Below are 18,403 nucleotides of genomic sequence, written 5' to 3'. Positions count from 1 at the left end.
CAAGGGAAACAGGATCGCCATGCCCAGCACCCTCGCGCTGTCACTGCCCGCCAAGGGAGCGCCCTTCACGCTGACCACCATCGAGCGGCGCCCGCTGCGCGCCAACGACGTCCGGATCGACATCAGATTCTCCGGTATCTGCCACACCGACCTGCACTTCGGGCAGGACGACTGGGGTGGGACGTTCTTTCCCCTCGTACCCGGACACGAGATAACCGGAGTGGTGTCGGAAGTCGGCGGCGCCGTCACGGAGTTCGCGCCGGGGGACCGGGCGGGCGTGGGCTGCATGGTCAACTCCTGTGGCAAGTGCGCCCCTTGCCGGTCGGGCGACGAGCAGTACTGCACGGAAGGCTTCGTCAAGACGTACTCGGCGCGTGACCACGACGGGACGGTGACGCTGGGCGGTTACAGCCAGTCCATCACCGTCTCGGAGCACTTCGTCCTGCGGATACCCGACGCGCTCGAACTCGACGGTGCGGCACCGCTGTTGTGCGCGGGCGCCACGGTCTACTCACCCCTGCGCCGCTGGCAGGCGGGTCCGGGCATGCGTGTCGGCGTGCTCGGCATGGGAGGTCTCGGGCACCTGGGGGTGAAGATCGCCGCGGCCATGGGCGCCGAGGTCACCTTGCTCGGCCGGTCGCCGGACAAGAAGGACGACGCCCTGAGCTTCGGCGCCGCACGGTTCGTGGACACCCGCGACAGCGAGCAACTCGCCGGACTCGCGGGCCACTTCGACCTTCTCATCAACACGGTGCCTGCCCAGATCGACATGGACGCCCACCTGGGCCTGCTCGGCATCGACGGCACCCTCGTCCACGTGGGCGCCCCGGGCGACCCGACCGCCTCGTACAACGTGTTCTCCCTCTTGGGAGCCCGCCGCAGCATCGCGGGGTCCTCCATCGGTGGCATACGCGAGACCCAGGACATGCTCGACTTCTGCGCGCGGCACCACATCACATCGGAGATCGAGAAAATCCCCGCGGACCGGGTTTCCGAGGCATGGGCGAATCTTTCCGGTGTCCGCTACCGATATGTCATCGATGTCGCCACGCTCGGCACCCTTCACACTTCACCGCCCGCGTTTTGAATGACGCACACAAATCAGCTGACGCGCACGAATCAGCCGGCCAATGACAGCAATAACGGAGGCAGAGACCATGTCAGTCCAGCGAGTTCCTGTACTCGTCGTCGGTGGTGCATATACCGGGCTCACCACGGCGCTGAGTCTGGCCGCGCGTGGTGTGCGCCCTCTGCTGGTGGAGCGGCGACCGAATACCTCCACGCTGCCGAAGGCGTGGGGACTGAACACCCGTTCCCAGGAGCTGCTCCACACGCTGCCCGGCGTGGCCGAGCGGCTCCGCACCGCCCTCGCGGACACGCAGTGGCCCCGCATCAGCCACGGTGCCTCCATGGCCGACCCCGAGCGGCTCCACCTCGATCCGCAGGCCGGGCTGCCCGACCCGCAGGAGTTGTCGGCGGTGCCGCCGCTCGCCTGGGTGTCTCAGGCCCAGGTCGAGGAGATCCTCCGTACAAGTGCCGAGGAGAGCGACGCGGACATCCGCCTCGGCACCGAGATGGTCTCCTTCACGCAGGACGACGAGAAGGTCACCGCAACGCTGCGTGAGGTCTCCAGTGGCCGCGAGTACGTGGTCGAGGCGGACTACATGGTGGCGGCCGACGGGAACACCAGCCCGATCCGGGATATGCTCGGCATCGCCGTCGAAGGCAGCGGAACCATCGGCCACATGTACATCCTCACCTTCGAGGCCGATCTGACGCGCTACGTGGAGAAGGGCGCGGTCGAGGTCATCGGGATGCCCGGCAGCGGATCCAGCTTCATCCTGGACGGCTCGGAGCGGCACACGCTCTGGGTCGACTACTTCCCCGAGCGGGGCGAGACGCCGGAGGACTTCACCGAGGAGCGCTGCCTGGAGCGGATACGCCGCGCGATCGGCGACCCGGAGATCGACGTCACCTTCGTCAACGCCCGCTTCTTCGCCATCAATCACAAGCTGGCCGAGCGGTTCCGCCAGGGCCGTGTGTTCCTGGCCGGCGACTCCGCGCACGCCTGCCCGCCCAACGGAGGGCAGGGCGGCAACCTCGCCATCCAGGACGCCTACGAGCTGTCCTGGCGGCTCGCGCTGGTTCTCACCGGACAGGCGGGACCCGACCTGCTGGACACGTACGAGACCGAGCGGCGCCCGATCGTCACCATCACTCTTGAGCGCGAGGTCGAACTGGCGAAGATCTCCGAGGGCCGGGTGCCCGCCAGCTACAACCCGTCCGATCCCGACGCCCCCATCCCCATGCCCAAGGAGTTCCTGGGGTTCCGGTACCACTCCGCCGCTGTCCGCACCGAGGCCGACGACGACGGCAGTCTCCAGGAGGATCCCTGGAAGGCCACCGGGCGTCCCGGTGGACGAGCACCGCACGTCGCCCTCACCGAAGGCCCGCGGGAGCTCTCCACCCACGACCTGTTCGGTCGCGGTTTCGTGCTGCTGGCGGGGTACGAAGCCCCCGAGTGGGTCGCCGCCGCCGAGAAGGCCGCCCGCGGTCTCGGGACCACCCTGGCCGCGTACCGGATCGGCGACCGCTTCGTCGCGGGCGGCGATGCCTGGTGCGACCGTTACGGGGTCGAGCCGACCGGAGCGGCGTTGATCCGCCCCGATGCCGTCGTGGCCTGGCGCGCCAAGAAGGCCGCGGACGATCCGGAAGGCGAACTGACGGCAGCGCTCACCGCGATACTCGCGCGCTGATGGCTACTCCTCGGCGCCCTCGGCCTCGGAAAGTGCCGCCTCCGTGGGGCTCGCCATGTCGAGGAGCAGCATCGCGTCGTGGTCCGGGGTGCCGGGCGGTGCCTGGTAGATGACGAGGCGCTGGCCGTCCGTGCGGAAGATCGCCATCACCTCGAACGAGAGGCACATCGAGCCGACCTCGGGATGCTGGAAGTGTTTCTCGCCGCCGCCGCGCGCCTGTACGTCGTACCGCTCCCAGAGCCGGGCGAACTCCGGGCTCTTCACGACGAGTTCACCGACGAGCTGGGCCAGCTCCGGCATGTCAGGGTCGGCGCCCGCCATCGCCCGCAGATGGGCGGCGCTGTGTGCCGCCATCTCCTCCCAGTCGCGGTACAGACTGCGGCCCATGGGGTGCAGAAACATGTAGCGGGTGAGGTTGCGGCGCTCCCACGGCCAGTCCGTGATGCCGGGGAAGAGGCGCAGGCCGGGCCGGTTGGCGGCCAGCAGGTCGTTGGCACGGCCGACGACGTACGCGGGTGCGGGACGCAGCGTCTCCAGCAGGGTACGGACCGACTCCCGTACGGCACGCGCCGGGCCCGGGGACGGCGCGGGCGACTGGCCCGCGGCGAGCGCCACCAGCTCGTGCAGCCGGTGCAGCGCGTCGGGGGAGAGCTGGAGCACCTCGCCGATCGCGGTGACGACGGAGGGCGATGGTCTGGTCTCGCTGCCGCGCTCAAGTCGCGTGTAGTAGTCGACGCTGACCCCGGCCAGCGTCGCCAGTTCCTCGCGGCGCAGCCCCGGAGTGCGGCGGATGCCTGTGCTGCCGCGCAGGCCCACGTCCTGCGGGCGGATCTGCCCGCGGCGGGCGCGGAGGAAACGACCCAGTTCCGTACCTTCGCTCATCCGTTCATTGTCGCAAAGGGGCGCGCGTCCAGGGAGGCCGTGTCAGGGCCTGGAACAGCGCTCCCCCGCACGGCTCGGTCTGCCGGGGGCCGCCCACGCCGAGCAGGCTGTTCTCCGTAGCCGCCCCGGTCCGATCCGATCCGATCCGCCCACGCCCACGCCCACGCCCCCGATCCAACCCGTATCCGACAGCGACAGACACACAGTAAGGAGCAGTGCACGATGAAGGTGACGCAATCCGGGACAGGCCGGGGAGTCGAGGCGAGCGCGGTCGCCCGGGGTGAGCCGAAGCAGCCCCAGGGTGAGCCGACGCAGCCCCGGGGTGAGTCGAAGCAGCCCGGCTCCGCCCGCGCGGCTCTGATCGCCTCTGTCCTCGGCTTCTTCGTGATCACTCTCGATGTCTCCGGCGTCAACGTGGCGCTGCCCGCGGTGCGGGACGAGCTCGGCGGCTCGATGTCCGGGATCCAGTGGGTCGCCGACAGCTACACCCTGATGTTCGCGGCGCTGATGCTCTCCGCCGGTGCCTTCTCGGACGCGGTGGGCGCGCGGCGCGCGTACGGCTGGGGGCTCGGTGTCTTCACCCTCGCCTCGCTGGCCTGCGGGGCGGCACCGACGCTCGGGGCACTGATGGGGGCGCGCGTGGTGCAGGGGACCGCGGCAGCCATGATGGTGCCCGCCTCGCTCGCGCTGATCCGGCAGGCGTTCCCCGATGCCGAAGCGCGGGCGCGTGGCATCGCCCTGTGGACGGTCGGCGGCGCGGTGGCCGTGGCCGCGGGGCCCGTGCTCGGTGGGCTGCTCACCACGGAGTGGAGCTGGCGCGCGGTGTTCTGCCTCAACGTGCCTGCCGGGATCGCCGGTTTCCTCTTCCTGCTACGGGCAGCGCGCTCGCCGCGCCACGCTGCCGCGTTCGACCTGCCCGGTCAGCTGACGGCGATTCTCGCGCTGGCCGCCCTGACCTTCGCCGTGATCGAGGGCGGGCACGAGGGGCTCACCGGCACGGTGCTGGCCGCTGCCGGGGTCGCGGTGGTGTCCGGGGCCGTTTTCGTGGCCGTCGAGGCACGGCGGCGCACGCCGATGCTGCCGCTGCGGCTGTTCCGTGAGCGCGGTGTCAGCGTGCCGGTCGTCGCGGGCTTCGCCCTCAACGCGGCCTTCTACGGCGGAGTGTTCGTACTGAGCCTCTTCTTCCAGGAGGAGCGGGGGCAGTCGGCGCTGTCCGCCGGGCTGATGTTCGTGCCGATGGCAGTGATCACCGCGAACTTCAACTACCTCTCGCCCCGGGCGGTTTCCCGCTACGGCCCGCGGGCGGTGGTCGTCGCGGGACTGCTGACCGGCGCTGTGGGCTGCGGCGGGCTGCTCACCGTCGACACCGGCACGCCTTGGTGGGTGACCGCCCTGCTGATGGTCCCCCTGGGCATCGGCGGCTCCCTCGCCATGCCTGCACTGACCTCCCTGATGCTCGACAGCGTCCCCGCCGAGCGGGCCGGCACGGCGGCGGCGCTGCTCAACACCAGTCGCCAGACGGGCGGAGCGCTCAGCATCGCCGTCTTCGGGGCGCTGCTCGCCGGGGACTTCGCGCCTGGGATGCGGGAGAGTCTGCTGCTCGCCGGCTGCCTGCTGCTGGCCAATGCGCTGGGCGCGGCGGCATTGCTGCCGCGAAGGTGAACACAGGACGCCGACGGGGGCCGACCCTCCCCCCGTCAGGAACGACGGGAAGCCCGGCCCGCCCGTCCCGTCGTTCCTGACGGTGAGGGCGGCCGGGCTTCATTCGTGACGGCGGCTCAGGCGGGCCCCTCGGTCAAGGCCTTGGCCAACGCCTTGGCCCGCCACGGCCCTTCGAGGCCGGACACGGGCACGTGGTCGCGCACCATCCATCCCGCCTGGAAGCGGCTCTGCGCTCCCAGCTCGTCGAATATCTCGGCGATGTACTTCCGGCACGTCCGCACACCGATGCCCAGGCGTCTGGCCACCACTTCGTCCTTGTAGCCCGCGGCGAGCAGCTGGACGATCGCGCTCTTCGTCTCCTGGGTCAGACACTCCGGGATTCTGGTGCTGCCGCCCCCTCCCTGGAAGGCCGCGCTGGTCGCCCAGGAGCTCACCACCATGTGAACGATGAACTCCACCAAGGCTCCGTGCCGCACCATGTGCGCCTTGCCCGAGTCTTCGCCCTCCAGCAGGAACGCCACAGAGCGGTCGAAGACGATCAGCGCGGGCAAGGACGCGGCAGTGGTCCTGACCTCGCCCCCTGTCGCCGAGATCAGTTCGACACAGTCGCGCACCTCCGCGTCGTAACGGGACAGGTGAGGGAGTAAGACCCGCACGCTGACCGCCGACGCCATCCGTCCGGAATCCCGGCAGACCACGTCCCGGGCGAGAGCCGGAGCTCCCCGCCCCAAGGGCTGCACGGCGAACACCTCCTCGGTGCACCGTGCGGCACAGTCTTCGAGCGCGTCCTGGATGTCGGGCACACCCTCGACCGTGACCACAGGGCTGAGGCCGCCGCCCTCCGTGCCGTCGCCGCCCAGGCCGGAGAGCGTGTCGAGCTGCTCGCGGATTCCGTCGAGCTGCGCCTGCCAGGCATCGATGACACCCGAGAGCGGCTTGGCGTACTGGAGCTTGACCGTTTCCGGGTGCACCGCGGTCCAGTCGCTGCGGCCCTCCGCCTCGGATCGCGCCAGCCGCATTCTTCTCAGCCCGGACAGCACTCGCTCCGCCTGTCCCGTACCCCACCCCAGACTTCTCGACAGCTTCTCGAGGGTGGCTCCGCCGGTGGTGACGAGGAACTGATAGGCCACCAGCTCCTCGTCACCCATCAGCGGAACGATCTGGGCGATGTCCACAGCTTTCCCCCTTGGCCGCTTCGACAACTGCGACCTAAGAATAAACACCGAGATATATATGAACGCAAGTCCAAGTTTATTGCTGCAGCCCGAGTGGGCAAAGCGGATCAAAGTAGCTGTTAAGTAGCTGTCTCCACCCGGCTGACCCCAAGATTTGGTGAAAAGCATCAGGGCATCCCAGGCAAATAATGGTCGCGAGTGTATTTTTGGATCCCGTTTTCTAACGATCACTTGACTCGCCCATGCCGTGAAGCTTGGAGTCGTCCATGCGCCCAGAACTCTCGAGCACGACACCCATCGCGATCGTCGGCATGGGATGCCGGTTCCCAGGGATCGAGAGCGTCGACGAACTGTGGGACGTGCTCGTGGCCAACGTCGACACCGTGAAGCCCGTACCTCACGAGCGCTTCGACATCAGCGACTTCTACGACCCCACCCCCATGACTCCCGGTCGAACGGTGTCCCGGCACGGCGGTTTCCTCACCGACCCCTTCGGCTTCGACGCGGCGTTCTTCGGCATCTCCCCCGTGGAAGCACGCGAGATGGATCCGCAGCAACGGCTACTGCTGCACGTCGTGTGGGAAGCCCTGGAATCGGCCGGGACGGTCCCCTCCCGGCTCGCGGGCAGCCGCAGCGGCGTGTTCGTCGGGCAAGCGACGTCCGAGTACGCGGACATCGCCCCCCGGGCCCACGAGCCCGATGTCCGCGGCATGGTGGGCAGCAGGCTGCGTGCCGTCACGGCCGGCCGCGTCTCCTACGCCTTCGACCTGCGCGGGCCGAGCGTCGTGCTGGACACCGCGTGCTCCTCGTCGCTGGTCGCCGTGCACGCCGCACGGCAGAGTCTGCTCACCGGCGAGAGCGACCTGTGCATCGCCGCGGGTGTCAACGTCATGGTGTCGCCGCACGACTCCATCGCCTACTCCCAGGGAGACATGCTCTCCCCCGGGGGCCGCTGCCGGTTCGGTGACGCCGGAGCCGACGGGTTCGTTCGCAGCGAAGGCGTAGGAGCGGTGGTGCTCAAGCGGCTGGACGACGCGCTCCGGGACGGTGACCCCGTGAGTGCGGTGCTGCTCGGCAGCGCGGTCACCAACGACGGTGCGGCGAGCGGACTGCTGATCCGCCCCTCCGTGGAGGGCCAGGCCGACATGATGCGCGAAGCGTGCGTCAGCGCGGGCATCAAGCCGTCGGAACTCGACTACGTCGAGGCGCATGGCACCGGAACGCACGTCGGGGACGAGGTGGAGCTCCGGGCGCTCGCCGAGTCGGCCGGTCAAGGCCGCCCCGCGGACCGGCCGTTGCTGACCGGATCGGTCAAGACGAACGTCGGTCACGCCGAGGCCGCGGCCGGCATCGCCGGCCTGATCAAGACGGCGCTGATCCTCCGGCACGGTGTCATCCCCGCGTCGCTGCACCTTGACGAGCCGCACGCCCTGCTCTCGCAGGACGACTTCCCGGTACGCGTGGTGACGCGCAACCGGCCCTTGGACACCGCCCGTTCCGGTGCCCTGCTCGGCGTCAGCTCCTTCGGCCTGTCCGGGACGAACGCCCATCTGGTCGTCGGCGCCCACGTCCGCGAGCCCGATCCCGAACCCGACCCCGAACCCACGCCCGAGGCCCGGCGCACGGCCAGGGACTCCTGGCCCCACCTGCTCGTGCTCAGTGCGCGTACGTCCGACTCCCTCCGCCGCCTGGCTGAGAACTACGCGGCCTACCTGGGCCCCTCCGGGCCCGGACGGCCGCACCGCCTTGGCGACATCTGCTCCGCCGCGGCCACCGGACGCGACGCCCATCCGCACCGGCTGTGGGTCGTGGGCGACGACCACGACTCTCTGTCACGGCGGCTGCGCGCCCTCGCCGCGGGCGAGACCATTCCCGACGGCGGAATCGCGGAGGCGGGGCTGTCGGGTGACAAGCGCGTCGTCTACGTCTTCTCGGGACAAGGGTCGCAGTGGGTGGGCATGAGCCGGGCTCTGTACCACTCCTCGCCCGCCTTCCGGACGGCGCTGGACGCCTGTGACCGGGCCGTACGCAAGGAGCTCGGCTGGTCGGTTCTGGAGCAACTCGCTTCCGGCGAAGCCGAGTTCCCGACTGATGTGAGCACCGTTCAACCTGCCCTCTGGGCCGTGCAGGTGGCGCTCGCCGCCGCCTGGCGCGACCGCGGTGTGGAGCCGGATCTGTGCATGGGCCACAGCATGGGAGAGATCGCGGCCGCCCATGTCTCCGGCGCCCTGTCGATCGACGACGCGGCCGCGGTGATCTGCCGGCGCAGCCGGCTGATGCAGCGCCTGGCGGGACAAGGCGCCATGCTCGTCGTCGAGTTGTCGGCCACCCGGGCTCGGCAGTACACCGAGGCCTACCGGGAGACAGTGTGCGTGGCCGTCGAGAACGCACCCACCACCACCGTGCTCGCGGGCGACCCTGTCTCCTTGGCCGCCCTCCAGGCCGAACTGGAGGAGAGCGGCATCCTGTGCCGCCTCGTGAAGGTGAACGTGGCCTCGCACTCGCCGCAGATGGACTCCCTGCGCGACGACCTGCTGAAGGAACTGACCGATCTCTCCCCCGTGCCCGTCACGACAGGCATGGTCTCCACCGTTCACGGTTCCAAGATCCAAGGGCCGGAGCTGACGGCCGACTACTGGATGGACAACCTGCGCCGCCCCGTGCGGTTCGCCGACACCGTACGGGAGGTGGCCCACGAGACGGAGAGCGTCTTCCTCGAAGTCAGCCCGCATCCGGTCCTCGTCGCCGCCATGGACGACACGCTGGGCGACGAGCACGGCGACGCGGCCGCGGTCTCCTCGCTCCACCGCGCCTGCGATGAGCCCACCGAACTGGCCCGGGCGGCGGGCAGGATCTTCGCCCATGGCGGGCGGGTGGACTGGCAGCGATGGTACGGCGGGGGCCCACGGCATGTGCCGTCACTTCCCACGTACGCCTGGGACGTCACGCAGTTCCGGCGCGAGGCCGCCGACCCCGTGGCCGCACGCGGAGCCGCCGCCTCCCGCGTCCGGAGGATCGACCTCTCGTCCTGGGGCTCGACTGCCGACTGGGGCAGCGGCGTCGCGGTCCACGGAGTCTCGCCCGTACCGCCCGTCGTATATCTCGCGGCGATGCTGGAAACGGCCCAAGAGGCCGATCGCGGCACGTCGTTCGAGCTGCGGGACGTCAAGCTGGGCGACGCGCACGTGCCCGTCGAAGCAGTCGGCGACACCACCCTCCAAGTGACCCTGGACGGAGACCGAGAAGGAGACCGACACGCGCGCACCGTGACGGTGCAAGCCGCACTCCGGGGCTCCCCCTCCCCTGTCTTCTGCGCTTCGGGGCGGGCCGTCAGGGCGGACACCGACGAGGCCGGCCCCGTGGACGCGGGCGCCCTAGACGACTCGGGGGCCCTCGACGTTGCGGGCGCCCTCGACGGTGCTCTCGCGCGGTGCCGGGACTATCTGGGGGCACAGGACTTCCTGTCGCTCGCCCGGCGTCACGGGTACGACATCGGAGAGCCGTTCCGGGCCGTGGAGCATCTGTGGCGGCGCGACGGCGAGGCCGTGGCTCGTGTCCGGCTGGAAAAGCCCCTGCCACAAGTCGGCTGGGAGACGGGCCTGTTGTCACTCCTGGCGGCCCGGCCCGGAGCCGCGTCCGGCAACGACGGCTTCGCCCACGTTCCCCTCTCCTTCGACTCGGTCCGGTTCCACGCGGAACTGGAACCGGAGTTCTGGAGTCTGAGCACCGTGCGGTCCGAGAACGGCGGAGCCTCACTCCGGGCCGACGTCCTCCTGATCGCGCCGGACCGTCGCCTCCTGGCGCGGTTCTCCGGAATCCGCATGCGGCGACTCGCGCGTACGTCGTCGTCCCGGGCGAGCACGGCACCGGTCACCAGCCGCCCTCACCGTGGAGACGCCGCGGAAACCCTCGTCGCGTACTCCGCAGCACTGCTGGGCATGCCCGCGTCGGACATCGACGAGCGGCGGTCGCTGCGCGACCTCGGGCTCGACTCCCTGATGGCCTCCCAGCTGCGGGGGCACCTGCGCCGCAGTCACGGCATAGAGATAACCGCCGGGCGGCTCCTGGGAGCGGAGAGCATCGCAGGCCTGCGCGAGAGCCTCGCCGGGCACGGCGAGTGAAGCGAGAAGCAGGAACCGTCAAACTTGTACTGTGGTATAAAAAAACGAGCTCACCACAAACAGGAGGGACGGAATGGACTCGCGCGCAACGACGCCGCCGGTCAGCCGCCGGGAACGCAATAAACAGCGGGTCCGGGAACGCCTCTACTCAGCGGCGGTCGAGCTCTTCGTGGAGAAGGGATATGACCACACCTCCATCGACGAGATCGCGGAGCGGGCCGATGTCGCACGGGGAACCTTCTTCAACTACTTCCAGCGCAAGGAAGACATCATCGGCGCCTGGGGAGAGAGGAGGCGTGCCGCACTCGTGACGGGCCTCGATGCGAACGGCGCGTTCAACCCCGGTTCGGTCGCGCAACTTCAGCAGTGCATGGCGGTCCTCGTCCGGATCAACCAGGAGGAACCTCAACTCACCACCGCCATGCTCATCGCCTGGGTGAAGGCGGGCCGGCCGATCCTCGAGGAACCGTATGTGGCGGAGGTGTTCGCCAGGATCGTCGACAGCGGGGTGCAGCAGGGAGAGCTGAGCCCGGGAATGTCACCGATCAGCGTCGGCAACGTTCTGCGCGACGTCTATCTCGGCGCCCTCTACCGCTGGGCCCACCAACCGACGGACGCAACCGGATCACTGGCCGAGGAGCTGCAGCAGATCCTGCGACTTCTCCTCGAGGGCATGACCGCGCCGGCACGTCGCTAGAAGCTCGACCTGCCCCGCGGCCCGCCTCTCCTTACGCTGGACGCAGAGGTGAGGAGGCTGTCATGTCCGCCGTCACCGTGCGCGAGGCAACGCTGCGCGAGGGTCTCGTCCTCCCGTATGCCGAGGCGGGCGGCCCTTCTGGCACGCCGGTCGTCCTGGTCCACGGCTACGTCGACTCCTGGTGGACGTTCGAGCCGCTGCTGCGGCGGATGCCGTCCTCCCTGCACGCCTACGCGCCCACGCAGCGAGGCCACGGAGACGCCGACAAGCCCCCGGACGGCTACCTCCCCGAGGACTTCGCGACCGACCTCGTCGCCTTCATGGACAGGGTGGGGATCGAGCGGGCCGTGCTCGTCGGGGCATCGAGCGGAGGAGTGCAGGCGCGCATCGTCGCGGGCCGCTATCCCGACCGGGTGGCCGGGCTCGTACTCCTGGGCGTTCCGGTCACCCTGGCCGACAAGCCCGCCGCCGCTGAGCTGTGGGAGGCCGTGCGGCAGCTGGAGGACCCGGTGGAGCGTGGCTTCGTGGAACGGTTCGCGCTGGGCATGACGGCCGAGCCCGTCGCCCGTGGCTTCCTGGAGACGGTCGTCGAGGAGAATCTGAAGGCACCCGCCCGCGTGTGGCGGGAGACGCTGCGCGGCCTGCTGGAAACCGATCTGCGGGCCACGCTGTCCGGGATCCTCGTCCCCACCCTGGCCGTCTGGGGCGACCGCGACCCGATTCTGACGCGCGAGGAACAACAGACGATCCTCGACACCGTCATCGGCTCCCGGCTGATCGTCTACGAGGGCGTGGGCCACGTCGCGTACTGGGAAAGGCCGGAACGGGTGGTGAGGGACATCGCCGCCTTCACCGAGGACGTCAGCTGACCACCGGCCAAGGCCGAGCCGAATCCGAATCCCCGGCCCTGCCGTGCCGCCCCTGCCATGCCGGCCGTACTGCTTGCGGGTGCCATCGGCGGACGGGCGTGCTGTCCTGGCCATGAGGCAGCGGCCGCCCCGCGGCGCCCCCTCCCCACAGCCTCACCGAACCCCACATCACAGAAGGAGCAGCCGCCATGGCGATCTTCATGCACGTTTCCCTCCCTGGTGTCACCACCGACCAGTACGACACCCTCAACGCCAAGCTCCAGGAAACGCCCGAGATCTTCGACGGCTGCATCGCCCACGTCTGCGTTCCGAGCGGCGACGGCCTGGACATCTACGACGTCTGGGAGTCCGAGGAGCACATGCAGGCGTTCTCCCAGAAGATCATGCCCATCGCCGAGTCGGTCGGCTTGTCCGGCCCCGGAGGACAGCCCGAGTCGTCCTCCGTGCACAACTACTGGATCCCCTGAGCGGGACCACGAAATCGCTCCCGCAATTCGCCCCCGCAATTCGCCCCCGAAAAACGAAGTAGGGGCCACCCGAAGGTGACCCCTACCTGCGACGTTCCCGTCGGGACAAGCAGGCCGATCACGAGAGGAAGCGGGCGAGGGCGCCGTCTGCGTCCGGGGCGGTCCGGTGGCGTCCCGTCCCGCTCCCCCGCGGTTTGGTACCTTTCACTCGACACGCAAATCGATCGGATGTTCGTTTACTGGGATCTCCGAGACGTCCGTTGTCGGCAGTAGACGCTCACGTCCTCCGACGTGCCGCGTGCCACACAAGCGGACCGGGTGAAAGCTCATGGCAGGAACCGACCACGAAAAGGCGCTGGACACCGCGCTCGCACAGATCGAGCGGAAATTTGGCAGGGGTGCGGTCATGCGCCTCGGCGAGCGGCCCAATGAGCCCATCGAGGTGATCCCTACCGGATCGACCGCGCTGGACGTGGCGCTCGGTGTGGGCGGTCTGCCCCGCGGCCGTGTGGTGGAGGTATACGGGCCGGAGTCCTCCGGCAAGACGACGCTGACGCTGCACGCCGTGGCGAACGCGCAGAAGGCCGGCGGCTCGGTGGCGTTCATCGACGCCGAGCACGCTCTGGACCCGGAGTACGCCAAGAAGCTCGGCGTCGACACCGACAACCTCATCCTGTCCCAACCGGACAACGGTGAACAGGCTCTGGAGATCGCGGACATCCTGATCCGCTCCGGCGCGATCGACTTGATCGTGATCGACTCCGTCGCGGCCTTGGTGCCACGCGCCGAGATCGAGGGCGAGATGGGCGACTCTCACATGGGTCTGCAGGCCCGCCTGATGAGCCAGGCGCTCCGGAAGATCACCAGCGCGCTCAGCCAGACGAGGACGACGGTTATCTTCATCAACCAGCTGCGCGAGAAGATCGGCGTGATGTTCGGCTCGCCGGAGACCACGACCGGTGGCCGCGCGCTGAAGTTCTACGCCTCGGTGCGGCTCGACATCCGCCGGATCGAGACCCTGAAGGACGGCACGGACGCGGTCGGCAACCGCACCCGCGTCAAGGTCGTCAAGAACAAGGTCGCGCCGCCCTTCAAGCAGGCCGAGTTCGACATCCTCTACGGCCAGGGCATCAGCCGCGAGGGCGGCCTGATCGACATGGGCGTGGAGAACGGCTTCGTCCGCAAGGCAGGCGCCTGGTACACGTACGAGGGCGACCAGCTCGGCCAGGGCAAGGAGAACGCCCGCAACTTCCTCAAGGACAACCTCGACCTCGCCAACGAGATCGAGAGGAAGATCCTCGAGAAGCTCGGAATCGGAATCGGGGTACCGGCGAAGGCGGCAGCCGCCGAGGACACGGGCGCCGTCCCGGCCCTTGATGCCGCACGGACCTCGGCGGGAAACGCCGCCTGACAGGCAAGGGCGCGGCCCGGCCGGGGGCTCGACGACCGCGTAAGGATCCGGCTGGCCGGGAGCGGCCGGATTGCGCCGGGAATGCCGAGCACTTCCGGCATAGCTCCCTCCTGACGGGAGTGCTGAAGGAGTTTCAGGTCTCAGCCTGCGGTTGTGGTGCGGCGGTATTCGGCATTGATCCGCTGGGCTTCCTCGAGCTGGTCTTCGAGGATGACGATGCGGCAGGCGGCCTCGATGGGGGTGCCCTGGTCGACGAGCTCTCGGGCGCGGGCGGCGATGCGCAGCTGGTAGCGGGAGTAGCGGCGGTGGCCGCCCGCGGAGCGCAGCGGGGTGATCAGGCGGGCCTCGCCGATGGCGCGCAGGAAGCCCTGGGTGGTGCCGAGCATTTCGGCGGCCCGGCCCATGGTGTAGGCGGGGTAGTCGTCGTCATCGAGACGGCTGAACGAGTCGTCTGCTGTCATCTGCACCTCTCTGTGGAACGCGTGAACGCGTGGAGGGGCCCGGGTGCCGTACTGGCACCCGGGCCCCGAAGGAAACTGCTACACCATCTGCCGGCCCTGATACTGCGCCGGCCTTCTGTTTCCGCTGACCCGACCTGGAAGTCGTCGGGGTTGCGGGGATCGCGGTTGCTTGACCGGAGACCACCTCACTATCGATGTCCTGCGGTACCCGGACCTGTCATGCCGTCCGGGCGATCCTGATGGCGTCTCGCTCCTCCGTTTCCCTCTTGAACCACTTGCTTACCTACGGGAACTGCGTACTGCCGGGTGGTGCGTACTGCTGGTGACCTGAGTAAGCGTCACGTTTCGACAGCCAGCCCCGTCGCCTCTCCTGCATCTGCTCTGGCTTAGAACCCCACTGCCGAACCTCCCGATGCGCGCGCCCGCAGCCGACGCCTTCACCGAGGTGCTGCTCACTTGCCTTCACTGCTGGGTACTGCTGGGTACTGCGAACTGCAATTACCGGTACCGCACTTGCGTTAACTGCGGTCCTGCTCGTGGCGGCCCCTGATCACTGCGGGCCACCCGGTCCGGTCATCAGCCCCGTCGCCGTCCTGCTACTGCTCTGGCTTCGGAACTCCACCACCGCACCGTCCTGCGAACTGCACTTGCGGGTACTGCTGCCCGGCAGTTCATCCCTACCGGGCCCTGCTGTCTCTCTGGGTTACGAGAGAAACCATAACCACACCACCACCCAATGTCTACTCCGGCCGACACAGATTTCTGGATGCTCGCCAGTGAGGCAATCGGCCTCGACCGGTGACGGAGGGTGGGAGCAAGGCGTTCATCGCCCGGTTTTCGGGCTGTCTGCCGGGGCACAGGGCCAGAGCAGACGGGGACCGGGCATGAACGTCGCCAGAGGGCCCGAGATTTCCTCGGAGGGCTCGTGCCGGTGATGGCAGCCGAGGCCGCCGACACCGTGACGGCCACGCTGAAAATGCTCAGTCAGCAGGCCCCGCACATGCGCGCGCCCGACCTGTACGGCGGCGGCACCGGAGGCTTCGGCTGGCCCAGGGTCAACCGCCTCGCCCGCACCACCGCGGTCACTCGCCTGGCCTCCGGCGCTTAGCCTCCGGCGGCAAGACAGTGAGCGCGCGTCTCGCCCGGTAGCACCACCGTTGAAGCAGCTGGAGCGTCGGCGAATACAATTCGCCCATGTCGAAGCATGATGAGCTGCTCGTTGCCGTCGCCGCCCTGGTGGAGTCCGGGCAGAGCAATCAGATGTCCCTGACCGTCGTGACCGGTGGCGCTGTCATCACCGGTCGGCTGGCTCCCGAAACAGTGTGGCGCCAGCGTGTCGCCGAGGTCCTGACGGACTCCATCCACCTGGGAGAGTTCTCCGTCATCTTCGATACCGCCGCGGAGAAGAACGGGCCGCCCACGCATCTGCACTTCCACGTCGCCCGGATCCTGCAGGGCACGGTGGGGATCCCGGAAACCGGCGGGATGTACCGCGTCGCGATCGAGGACATCAACGCCTGGACCGTGGGCGACTTCAGCTATTCCGACCACTGAGCAACCAGAACACCGGCGTTGAACAGAGTGTGGGGCCGACCGGCGCGCGCCGGTCGGCCCCCGCGGACGCCTTCATCATCGCCGAGCAGGCCCGTGTCCGACGCGATGTGAGCATGCTGCGGCCCGGCGACGACCTCACCGTCGACCTGCGCCTTCCCACCGCCCGACGCCTGGACGTCGTGTTCGACAAACCCGCCAGATCAACCGCATGCGCGCTCAACTCCTGGGGTTCTTCCCGGCGTTGGAGAGGGCCCTGGACCTGGCCAAGGAGGGCCCCGTCACGCTGCTGACTGGGTACCAGACCCCGGCGGCAATCCGGTGCATGGGCGCCAGGCGCCTGGAGAACTGGCTGCGGAACCGCAAGGTCAGCGACGCCGCCGCGCTTGCGAGCAGGGCCGTGGAAGCCGCCCAAGCCCAGCAGACCGCACAGGACCGCATCCTCGACGGAGACCCCTACAGGATCTACATTGACTAGTCTGCAATCGTAGGCAGTTGATGTCTGACCGAGGACCAAAGAAGGCCCTCGCTCAGCTGCATGCCCATTAGGTATAGAAGGTTCCCGTGCCTGAAAACGCGGACCAGCAACTCTCTGGCATCGTAACGATCGATCGATCGATCTTCGGCCTGGATCAATCAAGGAGGCCCGGGGAGGACGACGATCCCTACTGGACAGACCTGCCATTGGACAGTAAAGCGGCGGTTCACGTCGAGAAGGGGGCCGCCTTAATCATCAGCAACGCCCAATCGCATGAAGCTGCGGTCACGCTGAAGGTTCAAGACTCCACGACCGGTGACGCTTATCCAGGGTTTCAGCTTCTTGGTAACTGGCCTTTCCTCAGCCGGAGTGGCGACGTCTCTCTTCTGAACATAGACGGCCCTGAGTTGACGTTCAATCTGGATCCTGACTCGAGTTACACGCTTCAGGTTTGGCGAAAAGGAGGTGAAACCGCGTCGACACGCTTCAACGAACTAATGGGAAACGAGCACCCCATCACAGGGCTTGAGAACTATCGCCTCGTATTCACACGACAGACGCCGTAGTGCGATCCTGGACTAAAGGGTGTTCCGCTCATGATCTTCAGCTTGGGTGGGGTGAGCCCGCTGACTGTTCGGCCCGATCGTCTACCCAGCGAGGGCGAGGTCCGTGAACATCCCGCCGTTGTGCAGGGCCCTGACAGCCGGTTGACGTTGCTCCCAGACTGCCGCCCCCAGGGAGCGCAGGGAGCCGCTCCCCACTCCCGAAATCGCTCCCAAACACGAAGTAGGGGCCACCCGAAGGTGACCCCTACCTGCGACGTTTCCGTCGGGACGACAGGATTTGAACCTGCGACCCCTTGACCCCCAGTCAAGTGCGCTACCAAGCTGCGCCACGTCCCGGTGCCCGTGTGACCTGGGGTTTCCCCTGGCCGAACGCGCACCGAAACAATACCGCACTCCGAGCCGTGATCGCTCACGCCTTTCCCTCCCTGTTGACCTCAAGCGAACTTGAGGTTGCACGCTCTGTGGCATGACGACGACAACGGAACGCACGCACGGATACGGATTCGGGGACTTGTCCCGCCTCATGGCGCGGATGACGGGGGACGAGAAGCACGGGCCCGCCGCGACGTCCACCCTCGACGCGCTCTGGGTCCTCTACGACCGGGTGCTCAGGGTCACACCCGAGCAGGTGGACGACCCCGGGCGCGACCGGTTCCTGCTCTCCAAGGGGCACGGGCCCATGGCGTACTACGCCGTCCTCGCCGCCAAGGGCTTCCTTCCCGTCGACTGGCTGGAGGGGTTCGGGGCTTACGACTCACCGCTGGGGCACCATCCGGATCGGGTGCTCGTGCCAGGGGTCGAGATCGGCAGCGGGTCGCTCGGGCACGGGCTGCCGCTCGCGGTCGGGACGGCGCTGGGGCTCGGGGCGCGCGGCATCGCGGACGCCCGGGTGTGGGTGCTCGTCGGGGACGCGGAGCTGGACGAGGGCAGCAACCACGAGGCCATCGCCTTCGCCGGCCCCTCCGGGCTCGAACGGCTGCACACCGTCGTGATCGACAACGCCTCCGCCCGGCACGCCAGGCCCGGCGGCATCGCCGCGCGCTTCGAGGCCGCCGGGTGGTCGGCCGAGACCGTCGACGGGCGTGACCACGACGCGTTGTACGCGGCGTTCACCGCGCCGCACCCGGGGCGGCCACGGGTGGTCGTGGCCCGGGTCGAGCCGAAGGGGTCCGTGAGCGAGCCCAAGGTGGCTTGAGCGGGGCAGCGTCCTCCCCCCCCCCGGCCCCCCGGCGCCGCGCTTCTTGGCCGTTCTTCAGCCCTCACGGGGCTCTTCTCCGTTCTTTTATCGGTTCTTCTCTTTGGAGGTT

General features: G+C 68.6%; 15 protein-coding genes, 1 tRNA gene and 1 pseudogene. 13 read left to right on the top strand and 4 right to left on the bottom strand.

Going from position 1 to position 18,403, the window contains the following annotated elements; genetic code table 11:
- Positions 1-19 precede the first annotated feature (19 nt).
- Complete coding sequence (locus E5671_RS38585; RefSeq protein ID WP_160508833.1) at positions 20-1,087, top strand: NAD(P)-dependent alcohol dehydrogenase; 1,068 nt, start codon at positions 20-22, stop codon at positions 1,085-1,087.
- Between the two features lie 70 nt (positions 1,088-1,157).
- Positions 1,158-2,756 carry an FAD-dependent monooxygenase gene (locus E5671_RS38580; RefSeq protein WP_160508831.1) on the top strand — a complete coding sequence of 533 codons (1,599 nt, stop codon included), beginning with the start codon at positions 1,158-1,160 and terminating at the stop codon, positions 2,754-2,756.
- Between the two features lie 3 nt (positions 2,757-2,759).
- Here E5671_RS38580 and E5671_RS38575 read toward each other — a convergent pair whose 3' ends face one another.
- Positions 2,760-3,638: a helix-turn-helix domain-containing protein gene (locus E5671_RS38575; RefSeq protein WP_160508829.1), complete on the bottom strand. Its 879-nt coding sequence runs from the start codon at positions 3,636-3,638 to the stop codon at positions 2,760-2,762.
- A 222-nt stretch (positions 3,639-3,860) separates the two neighbouring features.
- On the opposite strand from E5671_RS38575, the gene E5671_RS38570 reads away from it, so the two are divergent.
- Positions 3,861-5,300, top strand: a complete 1,440-nt coding sequence (locus tag E5671_RS38570) for an MFS transporter (RefSeq protein WP_202121428.1) — start codon at positions 3,861-3,863, stop codon at positions 5,298-5,300.
- A 116-nt stretch (positions 5,301-5,416) separates the two neighbouring features.
- Here E5671_RS38570 and E5671_RS38565 read toward each other — a convergent pair whose 3' ends face one another.
- On the bottom strand, positions 5,417-6,475 hold the full coding sequence (locus E5671_RS38565) for a hypothetical protein (protein WP_160508827.1): 1,059 nt from the start codon (positions 6,473-6,475) through the stop codon (positions 5,417-5,419).
- A gap of 266 nt (positions 6,476-6,741) precedes the next feature.
- Between E5671_RS38565 and E5671_RS38560 the strand changes: the two genes are divergently transcribed.
- From E5671_RS38560 to recA, 5 genes are all read left to right on the top strand, one after another.
- A complete protein-coding gene (locus E5671_RS38560) occupies positions 6,742-10,596 on the top strand; it encodes a type I polyketide synthase (protein ID WP_160508825.1) in 3,855 nt (1,284 codons plus the stop codon).
- 73 nt (positions 10,597-10,669) lie between these two features.
- A complete protein-coding gene (locus E5671_RS38555) occupies positions 10,670-11,293 on the top strand; it encodes a TetR/AcrR family transcriptional regulator (RefSeq protein ID WP_160508823.1) in 624 nt (207 codons plus the stop codon).
- 62 nt (positions 11,294-11,355) lie between these two features.
- On the top strand, positions 11,356-12,162 hold the full coding sequence (locus tag E5671_RS38550) for an alpha/beta fold hydrolase (RefSeq protein WP_160508821.1): 807 nt from the start codon (positions 11,356-11,358) through the stop codon (positions 12,160-12,162).
- Positions 12,163-12,350: 188 nt separating this feature from the next.
- Complete coding sequence (locus tag E5671_RS38545) at positions 12,351-12,629, top strand: hypothetical protein (RefSeq protein WP_160508819.1); 279 nt, start codon at positions 12,351-12,353, stop codon at positions 12,627-12,629.
- 328 nt (positions 12,630-12,957) lie between these two features.
- Positions 12,958-14,040: a recombinase RecA gene (recA, locus tag E5671_RS38540; RefSeq protein ID WP_160508817.1), complete on the top strand. Its 1,083-nt coding sequence runs from the start codon at positions 12,958-12,960 to the stop codon at positions 14,038-14,040.
- A gap of 140 nt (positions 14,041-14,180) precedes the next feature.
- On the opposite strand, the gene E5671_RS38535 is transcribed toward recA, so the two are convergent.
- A complete protein-coding gene (locus tag E5671_RS38535) occupies positions 14,181-14,501 on the bottom strand; it encodes a MerR family transcriptional regulator (RefSeq protein WP_160508815.1) in 321 nt (106 codons plus the stop codon).
- 925 nt (positions 14,502-15,426) lie between these two features.
- Here E5671_RS38535 and E5671_RS38530 point away from each other — a divergent pair.
- The 4 genes and pseudogenes from E5671_RS38530 to E5671_RS38515 all read left to right on the top strand — a co-directional run bounded on the left by E5671_RS38530 (position 15,427) and on the right by E5671_RS38515 (position 17,096).
- Positions 15,427-15,609: a hypothetical protein gene (locus tag E5671_RS38530; protein WP_336605973.1), complete on the top strand. Its 183-nt coding sequence runs from the start codon at positions 15,427-15,429 to the stop codon at positions 15,607-15,609.
- 86 nt (positions 15,610-15,695) lie between these two features.
- A complete protein-coding gene (locus E5671_RS38525; RefSeq protein ID WP_160508813.1) occupies positions 15,696-16,055 on the top strand; it encodes a hypothetical protein in 360 nt (119 codons plus the stop codon).
- 62 nt (positions 16,056-16,117) lie between these two features.
- A pseudogene (locus E5671_RS38520) lies at positions 16,118-16,482 on the top strand (IS110 family transposase); the annotation flags it as partial.
- Between the two features lie 134 nt (positions 16,483-16,616).
- Positions 16,617-17,096 (top strand): Haze protective factor 1, encoded by a 480-nt coding sequence (locus E5671_RS38515; RefSeq protein WP_160508811.1) that lies wholly within the window; start codon positions 16,617-16,619, stop codon positions 17,094-17,096.
- A gap of 262 nt (positions 17,097-17,358) precedes the next feature.
- On the opposite strand, the gene E5671_RS38510 is transcribed toward E5671_RS38515, so the two are convergent.
- Positions 17,359-17,432: transfer RNA gene (locus tag E5671_RS38510), tRNA-Pro, on the bottom strand.
- Positions 17,433-17,562: 130 nt separating this feature from the next.
- Between E5671_RS38510 and E5671_RS38505 the strand changes: the two genes are divergently transcribed.
- Entirely contained in the window at positions 17,563-18,291 is a 729-nt protein-coding gene (locus tag E5671_RS38505; protein WP_160508809.1) for a transketolase, read from the top strand.
- The last annotated feature ends 112 nt before the right edge of the window (positions 18,292-18,403 follow it).

The sequence above is a fragment of the Streptomyces sp. BA2 genome, from assembly GCF_009769735.1.
GTDB lineage: Bacteria > Actinomycetota > Actinomycetes > Streptomycetales > Streptomycetaceae > Streptomyces.
This window is presented reverse-complemented; position numbering and strand designations above follow the sequence as displayed.

Coding starts and splice junctions, on each gene's coding strand:
- E5671_RS38525 (WP_160508813.1), top strand. CDS start 15,696: ATGTCGAAGCATGATGAGCTGCTCGTTGCCGTCGCCGCCCTGGTGGAG.
- E5671_RS38555 (WP_160508823.1), top strand. CDS start 10,670: ATGGACTCGCGCGCAACGACGCCGCCGGTCAGCCGCCGGGAACGCAAT.
- E5671_RS38550 (WP_160508821.1), top strand. CDS start 11,356: ATGTCCGCCGTCACCGTGCGCGAGGCAACGCTGCGCGAGGGTCTCGTC.
- E5671_RS38570 (WP_202121428.1), top strand. CDS start 3,861: ATGAAGGTGACGCAATCCGGGACAGGCCGGGGAGTCGAGGCGAGCGCG.
- E5671_RS38575 (WP_160508829.1), bottom strand. CDS start 3,638: ATGAGCGAAGGTACGGAACTGGGTCGTTTCCTCCGCGCCCGCCGCGGG.
- E5671_RS38545 (WP_160508819.1), top strand. CDS start 12,351: ATGGCGATCTTCATGCACGTTTCCCTCCCTGGTGTCACCACCGACCAG.
- E5671_RS38505 (WP_160508809.1), top strand. CDS start 17,563: ATGACGACGACAACGGAACGCACGCACGGATACGGATTCGGGGACTTG.
- E5671_RS38560 (WP_160508825.1), top strand. CDS start 6,742: ATGCGCCCAGAACTCTCGAGCACGACACCCATCGCGATCGTCGGCATG.
- E5671_RS38580 (WP_160508831.1), top strand. CDS start 1,158: ATGTCAGTCCAGCGAGTTCCTGTACTCGTCGTCGGTGGTGCATATACC.
- recA (WP_160508817.1), top strand. CDS start 12,958: ATGGCAGGAACCGACCACGAAAAGGCGCTGGACACCGCGCTCGCACAG.
- E5671_RS38585 (WP_160508833.1), top strand. CDS start 20: ATGCCCAGCACCCTCGCGCTGTCACTGCCCGCCAAGGGAGCGCCCTTC.
- E5671_RS38535 (WP_160508815.1), bottom strand. CDS start 14,501: ATGACAGCAGACGACTCGTTCAGCCGTCTCGATGACGACGACTACCCC.